This is a genomic window from Paenibacillus paridis (assembly GCF_006345825.1).
GTDB classification, from domain to species: Bacteria; Bacillota; Bacilli; order Paenibacillales; family Paenibacillaceae; genus Pristimantibacillus; species Pristimantibacillus paridis.
On sequence record NZ_VCIX01000066.1, the window covers coordinates 144016 to 155669 of the forward strand.

The window sequence follows — 11654 nt, forward strand, 5'->3', positions numbered from 1 at the left end:
GCTGCAACCTTACTTTAGCAGCAGCCTCTTCGTCCCGCGCAGCTCGTTGATCGAGCCCGCTCCGATTCCGAACATGGCCGTTTGCAGTTCGAATTCAATTCGCTTGAATTGCTGAAGCAGCTGCTCCTGCGATACCTGATGACTGCCCCCGGCTGCTTGCGGCAGCAGCACTCGGCCAAACCCGGCCAGATTCGCGCCTAGCGCAATCGCCTTCGCCGCGTCGACACCCGTCCGCAAGCCGCCGCTGGCAATGATATTCGCCTGTGGCAGCCTCGAGCGAATTTCCGTTACGCTTTCTGCGGTCGGAATTCCCCAATCTGCAAATGCTTCGGCAGCTTGTCTTCTCAGCTCGTCCTGCGATCGGAATTTCTCGACCTGACTCCAAGATGTTCCGCCTGCGCCAGCCGCATCGATGAAGGAAACACCTGCTTCCATAAGCGCTTCAGCGGTATCGGCGTCAATTCCCCAGCCGACCTCCTTGATGCCGACAGGAACACCGGCTCGTTTGCATACTTGTGCAATCGCTGACAGCAAATTGCGGAAATCCGTATCCCCCTCGGGCTGGAATACCTCCTGCATGCTGTTCAAATGCAGAACGAGCGCATCGGCTTCTGCAATCTCCACCGCTCTGCGGCAGGAATCCACGCCAAAGCCGTAATTGAACTGTACCGCTCCAATGTTGGCAATGACCGGAACCGAAGGCGCATCCTTACGGATGGAGAAAGAGGCTGCGAGCTGCTCATTCTCTATGGCAGCGCGCATAGAGCCTAATCCGATCGCCCAGCCTCTCTCCTCTGCCACAATGGCCAGACGGCGGTTGATGGCGCCTGCTTCGTCTGTTCCGCCAGTCATAGAGCTAACGAGCAAAGGTGCTCCCAGCCTCTTGCCAAACCATTCCGTGTCCAGCTTAATTTCACTGAACGAAAGCTCGGGCAGTGCATTATGCTTGAAGCGATAACGCTCCAAGCCCGTTTCGATGCCCACGCTGTTTACCTGCTCTTGCAAGCAAATACGGATATGCTCGCCCTTGCGCTTCGCGGTGGCTGCTTGCTGATCAACTGTCATGCTTGTTCCTCCCAAGCAAGCGCATCTTGGCAGCGCCTTTTATAGCGACGCGGCCATCCTTGCGCTTCTCTATCTTTTCAATTCCTGTACTGTTTGATAAGCTCCTCAGCAACAAGCTGACCACATAGCGTAACGATTGGCGTTCCGCCTCCGGGATGCGTCGTACCTCCTGTAAACCACAATCCTTGAATATCTGGGGATCGGTTACTTGGCCTGAAAAAGGTTTGTCTAGCCCCGTTCGAGGAAATCCCGTATATCGCGCCACGGTGCGCGGACGTATCCCGCTCCAACTGCTCTGGCGTGTATGTAATGGTTACATCTGCTTGCTCCAAGCAATCTATACCAAATCCGGCAAGACGACTACGTACTAGCATAGCATAATTTTCGGTTTCCCGCTCCCAGCTCCATGACTTTGACACATAAGGAGCGTTGACCAGCACAAACAAGCTGCTTCCGCCTGCCGGAGCTGCCTGCCGATCTGAAATGGCTGCATTGCATATATAAATGGTCGGCTCTGCCGGCGGCTTCCGTTGTCTGAAAATGCTGCTAAATTCATCCTCGTAACGCTCCGGATAGAAAACCGTATGATGAAGCAGCTGTTCATAGGTGCGACGGATGCCAATCAGCTGTACAAACCCCGATAACGAGGGCTCATAGCGGTCGATTCGCTCATTGGTGAACGACGGACGATGCTCCGGCTTGATAAGCGAGCTGTAGACGGACAGAACATCTCCGTTGGCAACTACAATATCCGCTTCAAACACGCCCTGCTCCGTTTCAACGCCGCGGCATAAGCCGTTCTTCACCATAATTTGGCTCACACTTACGCCCGTCTGAATGACAACGCCAAGCTCCTTCGCAAGCTTTGCAAAAGCTTCCGCGATTGCATACGTGCCTCCCTGCACACGATAAATCCCCAGCTCGCTTTCTACATGTGCGAGCATGGCAAAAATAGCCGGCGATTCGTAAGGAGATGCGCCAACATAAGTTGCATATCTGCCCAGCATGGCCAGCGTATTCGGATGCTGAAAATATCGACGCAGCAGCTTGTTCAGATTAGTTAACGGCCTAACCCGCAGAAATCCTGCGGCTAATCTCGGATCAAGCTTATCCCGAGCGTCCAGCAGCAGCCGGCCAAGAAAACGCTCATCTGCCAGGCGATACAGCCGTGCCGCCTCCTTGCAAAATGCAGCATAGGCAGCTGCATCCTGCTTGCTATAGCATGCGATTTGCTCCGCCGTCTCCGCTGCCGAAGCTGTCAGATCAACGATCGCTCCGTCGGCAAATACATTTCGCGTCGCCTGCCGAAGCCGCTCGAACGTAATATAGTCTTCCATCCGTCTGCCAACCGTTTCAAATACCGAAGCGAACAAATGCGGCAGCGTGATCGTGCTCGGCCCCCGGTCAAACCGGTAGCCCTCAGCGGTTACCCGCTGCAGCTTGCCTCCAACCGTCTGCTGCTGCTCCAGCACACGTACCTCAAAGCCCGCATGTGCCAAGCGAATGGCGGCTGATAAACCGCCAAGCCCTGCTCCGATAATAACGACTTTTTTCCGCTTAACGTCGCTCATTCGTACATCCGCCCTTTCCAGACGTAGCCGGTTCCAGATTTGGCTGAGAGCCAAGAGGCCGCTCCAATCGCAACAACCGCTCCAATGCTGAAAGGAATGAACAAAGCAAGCAGCCACGGCTGCCCTTGATAGCGGTCTGCGACTGCCTTAACGGCTATGCCAAGAAGATAGCCGGTTAACGCTGAAGGAAAAAGGGCTGGATAAAGCGGAGAAGCTAGCAGCAGCATAAACGGAACCATATAAAGCAGAGCATAAGAGGCAAGCACCACTAACAGCAGCAGACCGCTGCGGCCCACGCCTGCGTAGATGTTCTTTTTGTAGCCGCTCCATACCTCTGAAGCGTTATGGTACATGCGCATAGAAACCTGCTGCCGCACATCGGCGAGCACAACGGGATGGCCGGCTCGCTTGACGGCCCGCATCAAGGCCACATCATCGACAAGCTGTCCGGCGTTTGCCTCATGCCCTCCCGCCGCTGCATAAGTAGCTCTGCTGATGGCGATCCAACCGCCATGCGCGGCTGCAAACCGCGGATCCGAAGAAGCGCTAACGAGCCTGATCGGCAGATGGCAGGCAATCGTAAAGCCCATCATTGGTACAACCAGCTTCTCCAGCCAGCTGCCGGTATGCTGCTCTGGAAACCCGCTGATGAAACCAGCCGGCTTTCCAGCTATCGTCTGCTGAACCGTCTCAAGCGCACCTTGGCGCAGCCGCGCGTCCGCATCGACGTACAAATACCAAGCGCCGCGAGCCTGCATCGAGAGCTGATGGCAGGCATAGGCTTTGCCTACCCAGCCGGCTGGCGGCTCCAAACCGCGAATAAGCCGAAAGCGCTGATCCTTCTCTGCAAATTGCTCGACCAAGCGGGCCGTTTCATCCTCTGAACGGTCATCCAAGATGATCACTTCTATCCTATTGTCACTCTGATTTGCAGGTAAGCATCGCTGAATGGATTGCAAGCATTCGATAATATTGCCCTGCTCGTTTCTTGCGGGGATGAGAACTGACAGCCGCACGCCTTCTTCTGGAAGCCACTTGCCTGATGGTTGGCCAAGCTGGCCAAATAAGGGCAGCTGGCGAACGTTCCAAGCGGCAAATCCCAGCTGCAGCGCCAGCAATGCGGCTACCGACCAAAGAACGATTTCCATCCGCTCACCCTCCTCTTAAATGCCGTAAAGGCTTCGCTTGTTGAGCTTCCTTGCCGCACTAGCCGTTCAAATTCGGCAGATACCTCTTGGCCGCCATCGATGATGCGAGCCCGGTGCGTATCCAGCTGTCCCTCCAGCGCCGCAGCTAACCGTGCCGTAATCACTCGCTTGTCCATTTGATCCCAGGCTGCAACGATCGGTTTTCCTGCCAGCATTGTTGCTTCAGCCTTCTGATGGTGAAAGAGGGAATAGTATACCGTTATCGGGACAACGACGGTTTGTGGACATTGCTTCAGCACATGAGCCGCCCCCTCCTTAAGCACTAGCGGCCGAAGCTCCAAATGCTGAATATCTCCCTGCGGAAACATCCAGACGCGCTTGCCTTCCTTCAACAGCCTGCATGTATACCGCAAGGAAGGAATAAGGCTTTGAGGCGTCGATTTATCAATGGAATAGGCGCCCAGCTTGCGAAAGAACCGAAACTGACGGAGCTGCTTCTCCTCCATCATGACGTAATGGTCGTTTTGTGACTTTTTACGAAATAGCGCATAAACCAGCAGCCCGTCCCACCAAGAACTATGATTCATAATATAGAGAATGCTGCAGTCAGCATACGGATCAAGCTCGCCTTGAAAACCAACATAGCGGAAATGCTTGCGGAGCAAATAAGCTTCGTTGTATTTGAGAAAAAGCCGGTCAAATGCTTTGCTTTTGCTTGCTTCGATCAAGCCGCAGCCCTCCTTCCAGCCATAGGATCGCTGCGATAGCCGTCAGAAGCGGTCCCCACAAGGAAGCTTTGAAGGCAAGCAGGCCGAACATGAGATGCATCCCTTGATAGAGTCTTGTTCCTTCGCGATAAATCGACGGTACCGCTCGTACATGTTGATGCCTAAGCGGATAAAGATAGGACAGCAGCGCAGCGGTTAGAAACCATGCGATGAAATTTTGCAGCGGTACCCCATAATAGGTGCCGAAGGCTCCTTCCTTGCTCCACATCCAGAACTGCTGTGCAAAGGCAACCGGGTCCAGCACCAAATCAAAGAGCAGCGCAAATGCCCCTACTTGAACCGCGCGTCCCAGCTTTGTCCGGGCGGAAGAGAGCATGACTCCGCTTGACATGACGCCAATCCAAGCAAAACCAATCGCAACCGGGACACCCCCGTCCCAAAACCGCAGCGTCCCGCTATACTCATAATGACCGAAGGGCCAGCCCGTTTCCGTGCCGACCCATTCGAGAACGAAAGTGAACACTCCCACAAACAAAGCCCGGAACGCCATTGTGCGGTTAAATCCTCCGAGCGCCTTTTGCTCCAAAGTGTAGGCATATAGCGCGAAAAAAACGAGAAATAATCCATTGCTGAATCCAAGAGGCTCCGGCACCCTGTAGAACAGCATAAGTGTCAAGCCAATGACTAGCCAGCACCAAAATAAATAACGGATAGCCTTCATGATACCGCGCTGCTTGCGTTAGATTTTAACTGCAATACACTTAATCCATACTTCAAAGTCAATTGATTCATAATGGCCATTTTGCCAAGAGTAGACACATACGCCCTTCGGCTATATACATCGTAATCATGGGCCGCCACATCCTCCAGAATGGCTTCGTACATGCGGGCAGACAGCTCTACGCAGAAGCTGCTGGTGCGCGGATACTGGCTTACATCCAGCAGTCCTCTTGCAAACCAGGCATGCGCCAGCGAAGTAAGCTCCCGAATGACATTTCTCCATTGGTCGTTGATCATATTCTGCTGCCACATCGCTTCGGTATAGCCATGCTTGTTCAGAAGATCCAGCGGGACGTATCTGCGTCCCTTCGCCTGGTCTTCACCCACGTCACGAACAATATTAACGATTTGCATCGCCTTCCCGAGCCAAATGCCCGAGGCTATCACGTGTTTATCAGGAGCGTCATGCAGCACCGGGAGCAGCATTTCCCCGACCGTGCCTGCCACAAGATAGCTGTAGGTTTCAAGCTGCTCCATCGTATCGTAATGCGTCAGCTCATAATCAAGCCGCTGCCCTTCCATCTGGCGAAAGAAAGGCTCTTTGGTGACAGGAAACCTTTCCAGAAGCCAGCGCAGGGCCGGCCAAATGAAATGGCCCTCTGCCTTGTCCAGCTGTGTGAAATGGCGAGCAAGTTCTTCAAGTGAATAAGGAGAGCGCTCGGGCTCATCAACCGCGTCGTCGATCATGCGGCAAAAGGCGTAAATGACATAGACCGCTTCCTTACGCGGGCTTTGCAAGAAGCTAAAGGCTTTATAAAATGTCGTTGAGCCTTCGCGAATCATATGCTCGCATGCTTTGAGCGTTGCGCTTAATTGACTTTCCAAGCTGCCCACTCCTCTACTAAGTGATTAACTAGCATTTTAGCCCCTTGCATTACAATCGGGACGCCGCCGCCAGGATGGACGGAAGCTCCGACACTGTATAGGCCTTTAATTTTGTAAGGCGCATATTGCGGGCGAAACGGCCCGGATTGCGACAAGGTTGGCGCAATGCCAAAGCTGCCTCCCTGGAACCAGCCCTCATTCGCACCGTCCTTCGGTGTTCTTATCTTCTTCCAAGCGATCGCATCGATTAATCCCGGGAACAATCGTTTATCCGCATCTTCGAGCACACGCTCGACCAGCTGGCTGCCTTCCTTATCCCAGTCATACGTAGAATGGGGCTCAACCGGAATAGGGGCGGGAATGAGAAAATAAAGAACCGTTTCCCCCGCAGGCGCTGCTTCCTCGTCGAGTTCGCAAGGATTGAATATGTAATACGCGGGCAATCGCTCGGATTCTCCCGGCAGCCTCTTATTCGAAGCGATCGACCGAAGGCTGTCCGTCAAGGATTCCGGCATTACAAATTGATGCGTAGTTCGCAAATCCCCCTTCTCCCAGCGTTTGCCTACTCCGATATAGGCTAGGACACAGCCAGAGGAAGGCGTAAACTCCCGTGGCTTCATCGGCTCCTTGACGCCCTGCAGCATGCCGGCCAAATGAGGGAAATCGCCGTTATATATGATCTTTTCGTACGCATGCCTTGTACCGTCCTCCAGCAGCAGCTCTTTGACCGCGCCATCCACGGTTACAATCTGCCTGACTGCTCCCCGCTTCCCCTTATATACGGTCACGTTCTCGCGATAAAGCGCCCGCTCCAGCACCTCAGCAAAGCTGGCATAGCCGCCTTTCATATAATAAATGCCAAAAGCATGCTCCGCATATGGAATAAAGGTATACAAGGAAGGGGAGCCCGAGGGCAGTCCGCCAACATACAGCGTTTGCAGCGAAAAGGCATCAATCACTCTATGATCTCCAAAATAGCGCTTGGCCATTTGCCGTACATTGCTATAAACCCGCAGTTTGGCTAGCAGCTTCATATTTCGCCAGGAAAAGAAGGTGCGGCGCTCCAGAAAGGTTTTCTCCAGGAACAATGCCTTGCCTTCCAAAAACACCGGCTGCATATCCCGCATGTAGCGGCGGTAGGCGCTGCTCTCTTCAGGAGATATGGCTTCCAGCTCCTCCGCCATCCTGTCCGTCTCCGTCCATTTCGTAAGCTGAGAGCCGTCCGGATAATGAAACCGATACATGGGATCGCAGCGCAGCAGCTCATATTCATCGTCACCGATGCCAGCTTCTCTCGCAATCGATTGAAGCATCTCTGGCAAAAGAACGATCGTAGGGCCGCGGTCGATCCGATACCCCTGCCCCTCCTCGAAGGCGAGCCTACCGCCCAGCTGCTCTTGGCGCTCAAATAAGGCCACTTTTACGCCCGCTCTCGCAAGGAGAAGCGCGCTGATCATACCGCCAACGCCTCCGCCGATTATGGCTACCTCCATACCGCTGCCTCCTCCCGCTGCTTACGTTTGACCGGCTGCTCGAACGGCTTGGAGCGGCCATCCTGCTCCAGCAACAGCTTGACGCTGATGCGTGCCGATTCAAATATAGTCGGAAGCCCGCTGCCTGGATGCGTGCCTCCACCGACCAAATAACAGTTCGCGATATCTTCGAACCGGTTATGCGGACGCAGCATCATCATTTGATCGAGCGAATGAGCCATATTAAACGCCGCTCCTTTATATACGTGCATGGACTGCTGCCAATCCAGCGGAGAAATAACCTTCTCCTCTTCGATCCAGCCGCTCAAGCCGTTCAGCTCTGGCTCCTGTTCAAGGCGGAGCAGCACCTGCTCTCTCACGGCTGCAAGCGTGTCTGGCAGGGACCAATTCGTCTCACCATCGAGATTGGGCACAGGCATTAAGATATAAAGGGCTGATTTTCCGGGCGGAGCCAAGGTTGGATCGATTGCGCTTGGATTATGGACATAAATCGAAGCATCCTCACTTAATTTGCCTTGCGTCATTTCTCTCAAGTTGAGACTGTAATCGCCTGCGAACATCACCGTGTGATGGGGCATATCCACTTTGCGGTCGATACCGAGATAGAGCATATAGGTTGATATGGACCATTTTAGCTTCGCAAGTTTCTCAGGCTTCCATTTCTTCAGCTGGCTTGGATCAAAGAGCTGAGTAATCGCTGTACCGAAATCCGCATTCAAAATAACATGATCGGCTTCAAGCGTTTCGCCATTCTCAAGCAATACGCCCGTAGCCTTACGCTGATCGGTTAACACTTGCTTCACGCCTGTGCCGAGGCGGAGCTCTCCGCCATATTCCCCGATGACCTCGCTCATGGCCTCGCACACCCGGTTAACCCCGCCAATCGGGTGCCATAGTCCATAAGCATGCTCAATATAGGAAAGAATAGTAAAAGTGCCCGGGCACTCCCATGGGGACATGCCCAAATATTTAGATTGGAAAGCAAAGGAGTATCGCAAGCGGTCATCCTTAAAATAGCGGGATAACCGGCCATACACATGGTCGGTTAGATGAAGCTTCGGAAGCGCTATGATTGCATCTTTGCGTATGTAGTCCGTCACCTTGGCAAAAGGCCTTTGCAGAAGCGGCATGACTCGATTAAACTTCTCGCCCTCTGCTTTCATAAATGCCCGATAACCCTTCGATTCTCCAGGAAATACGCGGTCGATTTCAGCTGCCGTATGCTCTTGGTCCCTCGAAGGCTCAAACCTGGTTTTGCCGAATTGCAGGCGGTAAAGAGGATTAATTTCAACAAGCTTAATATAATCATGAAGCCAGCGTCCTGACGCATGGAATAGCTCCTCAAGCAAATGAGGCATCATCAGGAAGGTTGGACCGCGATCGAATGTATAGGCCCCTACCTTTAAAGCAGAAGTCCGCCCGCCTACATAGGGTTGTTTCTCTAGCACAGTAACGCGATAGCCTTGGGCGCATAAGAGCATCGCCGAAGCTAGTCCGCCTGGTCCCGCACCAATGACGATAACGCTTTTTCCCCTGTTCAAAGTTCCACCCCATATTATACAAATGTTATACATACATTATACATACGCTATCAAACACTGTAAATGAAAAGACAGAAAGCAAGAATCATGCATGTCTATCTTTTATTCTATTAAGATGGGGCACATATGTTGTCCCTCAAATTAATGATTTTTACAATCATTAATTTGATTTTTACAATCATTTTATATTGTTAATCTGTCGGAATTCATATAAAATGAAAGTAACGAATCCCCTTAGGAGGCACACATATGGAAATTATTAAGTTTGATACGCAGCAAGAATTAGACGCTTACGCAGCTGAGCTTTTTATAAATACCGTCAACGAAAAGCCGAATGCCGTTCTCGGTCTGGCAACAGGATCGACACCCATCGGTATATATGACAAAATAGTAGAAAGGTTCAATGAGAATAAAGTCAGCTTCAAGGAAGCAACAACCTTTAATCTGGATGAATATGTCGGCATTGGACCGGAAAATGATCAAAGCTACGCTTATTATATGAATAAGCATTTATTCTCCCATATTGATATCCCTGCTCCTCAAACCCATCTGCCTAACGGCATGGCTGATGACCTTCAAGAAGAAACTACGCGCTACGATGCTATGCTTGCAGCACAGCCGGTAGATGTGCAGCTGCTTGGTCTCGGCCACAACGGGCATATCGGCTTTAACGAGCCTGACGTGAATCTCTCCGGCGGCACGCATGCCGTTAAGCTAAAGGAAGAAACACGTGAAGCGAATGCCCGTTTCTTCAGCTCCATGGACGAAGTTCCCAATTATGCCATTACAATGGGCGTAGGCTCGATTCTAAAGGCGAACACGATCGTGCTTGCCGTGCGCGGGGCGGATAAAGCGGAGATTGTCAAAGAAGCGTTGACCGGGCCAATTACCACTAGCGTACCAGCCTCATTGCTCCAAACACATGCACGCGTAATCGTACTGCTCGATCGCGAGGCAGGAAGGATGTTGGATTAAATGGCGAAACAATCTGCTGACTGGCTTATTCGCAATGTAAACATCGTACTTGAGAATGAGGTTATAACCGGGAACGTTTCGATTAAAAACGGAAAAATAGCAGACATTTTGCCTGATACAAGCACAGAAGCGGTAAGTGCTTTGAATGGAGTGCAAGTAATAGACGGGCGTGGAGGCTACCTACTGCCAGGTTTCATTGATGTGCACGTCCATGGGGGCTATGGAGCCGACTTCATGGATGCAAGCAGCGAAAGCTTCCATACGATTACGAAATATCATGCATCGCAAGGGACGACTGGCATGCTTGCCACTACAATGACCGCTGCCAAAACAGACATTGAAGCCGTTCTCCATGCAGTAGATGCTTACCAAAGAAACGAGATGCCCTATGCGGCATTATACGGCGTTCACTTAGAAGGACCATTCATTAGCGAAAAATGGCCTGGCGCGCAAAATCCGGTTTTCATCAAAGATCCGCAGCTAAAATGGATGAAGCAATGGGTGGAGCAATGGCCAGGGCTAATTCGTCAGCTGACGCTTGCCCCCGAGAAAGACGGTGCCCTAGAGACGATTGCCTGGCTCGCTGAGCAAGGCATTAATACCGCTTGCGGGCATACGGACGCTCTTTATGACGAAGTTATTGCCGCAGCCGATGCCGGGCTATCACAGGCCGTCCATACCTATAACGCCATGCGCGGCTTGCATCACCGCGAGCCGGGCACACTTGGCGCCGTGCTGACGGATAACCGTATAGCCACCGAGCTCATCGCTGACGGCGTTCATGTCCACCCGGGTGCCGTACGGCTGCTGGTTGCCGCCAAGCCAGAAGATAAAATCATTCTAATTACGGACGCCATGTCCGCGGCTGGCATGCCCGACGGGGAGTACAGCCTTGGCGGTTTGGCTGTAGTGGTCAAGAATAACGAAGCCCGCTTGCTGGAGGGCAACGCTCTTGCGGGCAGCTGCTTAACCATGATTGGCGCCGTTCGCTTCATGCTTGAGCACACCGACCTCACGATCGCGCAGGTTAGCCGACTAGCCAGCAGCAATGCTGCTAAACAGCTTGGCCTCTTCGACCGTACCGGCTCGATCTCCACCGGCAAGCAAGCCGATCTGGTATGGATCGACGCCCAGCTTAATGTGCAGCAAACGTGGGTACAAGGACGTTCCGTATTTGAAGCTCTATAAAAAAACTCCCTCAGCAGGCATTTTGCTTGCTGGGGGAGTTTTTTTATAGGAAAGAAGAAGAAACGAATCAAGTCCATATTGGTTTGTAAAATTTGATCTAGCTCAGCTGTCCAAAATGGACTGGATATGGCTGGGTTTCGGAGAAATAGATCTGTTTTTTAGATCTATTTTGGCGGAAATCGCCAATTTGGATGAAATAGATCTATAAAATAGATCTATTCTAACCCAGCGGCTTCAAATGGGTTACTTTGGGGGTCAAGTCCAAATTTGTGTGTAAAATCTCATCTAGCTTATCGGAATGGATATCAACGGTTGTTTCGCCATTCATGGTAGGCAGCCA

The 11654-nt window shown here is 52.2% G+C and carries 10 protein-coding genes; 2 read left to right on the forward strand and 8 right to left on the reverse strand.

What is annotated here, in order from left to right; translation table 11 throughout:
* Positions 1-9: 9 nt before the first annotated feature.
* The 8 genes from fni to FJQ58_RS03480 all read right to left on the reverse strand — a co-directional run bounded on the left by fni (position 10) and on the right by FJQ58_RS03480 (position 9184).
* Complete coding sequence (gene fni, locus FJQ58_RS03445; RefSeq protein WP_139991031.1) at positions 10-1065, reverse strand: type 2 isopentenyl-diphosphate Delta-isomerase; 1056 nt, start codon at positions 1063-1065, stop codon at positions 10-12.
* Between the two features lie 77 nt (positions 1066-1142).
* On the reverse strand, positions 1143-2636 hold the full coding sequence (locus FJQ58_RS03450) for a phytoene desaturase family protein (RefSeq protein ID WP_139991032.1): 1494 nt from the start codon (positions 2634-2636) through the stop codon (positions 1143-1145).
* Positions 2633-3784: a glycosyltransferase family 2 protein gene (locus FJQ58_RS03455; protein ID WP_139991033.1), complete on the reverse strand. Its 1152-nt coding sequence runs from the start codon at positions 3782-3784 to the stop codon at positions 2633-2635. The genes FJQ58_RS03450 and FJQ58_RS03455 overlap by 4 nt, the downstream gene beginning before the upstream one ends.
* On the reverse strand, positions 3760-4512 hold the full coding sequence (locus tag FJQ58_RS03460; RefSeq protein WP_139991034.1) for a lysophospholipid acyltransferase family protein: 753 nt from the start codon (positions 4510-4512) through the stop codon (positions 3760-3762). Before FJQ58_RS03460 ends, FJQ58_RS03455 begins: the two co-directional genes overlap by 25 nt.
* Entirely contained in the window at positions 4481-5233 is a 753-nt protein-coding gene (locus tag FJQ58_RS03465; RefSeq protein WP_238403757.1) for a carotenoid biosynthesis protein, read from the reverse strand. The genes FJQ58_RS03460 and FJQ58_RS03465 overlap by 32 nt, the downstream gene beginning before the upstream one ends.
* Positions 5230-6117 (reverse strand): phytoene/squalene synthase family protein, encoded by an 888-nt coding sequence (locus FJQ58_RS03470; RefSeq protein ID WP_238403759.1) that lies wholly within the window; start codon positions 6115-6117, stop codon positions 5230-5232. The genes FJQ58_RS03465 and FJQ58_RS03470 overlap by 4 nt, the downstream gene beginning before the upstream one ends.
* Positions 6102-7610, reverse strand: coding sequence for a phytoene desaturase family protein (locus FJQ58_RS03475; protein ID WP_139991035.1), 1509 nt, complete (start codon positions 7608-7610; stop codon positions 6102-6104). The genes FJQ58_RS03470 and FJQ58_RS03475 overlap by 16 nt, the downstream gene beginning before the upstream one ends.
* On the reverse strand, positions 7601-9184 hold the full coding sequence (locus FJQ58_RS03480) for a phytoene desaturase family protein (protein ID WP_139991036.1): 1584 nt from the start codon (positions 9182-9184) through the stop codon (positions 7601-7603). Before FJQ58_RS03480 ends, FJQ58_RS03475 begins: the two co-directional genes overlap by 10 nt.
* A 216-nt stretch (positions 9185-9400) precedes the next feature.
* On the opposite strand from FJQ58_RS03480, the gene nagB reads away from it, so the two are divergent.
* Positions 9401-10126, forward strand: coding sequence for a glucosamine-6-phosphate deaminase (nagB, locus tag FJQ58_RS03485; protein ID WP_139991037.1), 726 nt, complete (start codon positions 9401-9403; stop codon positions 10124-10126).
* Positions 10127-11314, forward strand: coding sequence for an N-acetylglucosamine-6-phosphate deacetylase (gene nagA / locus FJQ58_RS03490; RefSeq protein ID WP_139991038.1), 1188 nt, complete (start codon positions 10127-10129; stop codon positions 11312-11314).
* Positions 11315-11654: the final 340 nt, after the last annotated feature.

What these genes read in the sequence shown, in the direction of transcription:
- FJQ58_RS03450 (WP_139991032.1), bottom strand. Translation starts at nt 2,636, where the DNA reads ATGAGCGACGTTAAGCGGAAAAAAGTCGTTATTATCGGAGCAGGGCTT.
- nagA (WP_139991038.1), top strand. Translation starts at nt 10,127, where the DNA reads ATGGCGAAACAATCTGCTGACTGGCTTATTCGCAATGTAAACATCGTA.
- FJQ58_RS03455 (WP_139991033.1), bottom strand. Translation starts at nt 3,784, where the DNA reads ATGGAAATCGTTCTTTGGTCGGTAGCCGCATTGCTGGCGCTGCAGCTG.
- FJQ58_RS03475 (WP_139991035.1), bottom strand. Translation starts at nt 7,610, where the DNA reads ATGGAGGTAGCCATAATCGGCGGAGGCGTTGGCGGTATGATCAGCGCG.
- fni (WP_139991031.1), bottom strand. Translation starts at nt 1,065, where the DNA reads ATGACAGTTGATCAGCAAGCAGCCACCGCGAAGCGCAAGGGCGAGCAT.
- FJQ58_RS03480 (WP_139991036.1), bottom strand. Translation starts at nt 9,184, where the DNA reads ATGTATAACATTTGTATAATATGGGGTGGAACTTTGAACAGGGGAAAA.
- nagB (WP_139991037.1), top strand. Translation starts at nt 9,401, where the DNA reads ATGGAAATTATTAAGTTTGATACGCAGCAAGAATTAGACGCTTACGCA.
- FJQ58_RS03465 (WP_238403757.1), bottom strand. Translation starts at nt 5,233, where the DNA reads ATGAAGGCTATCCGTTATTTATTTTGGTGCTGGCTAGTCATTGGCTTG.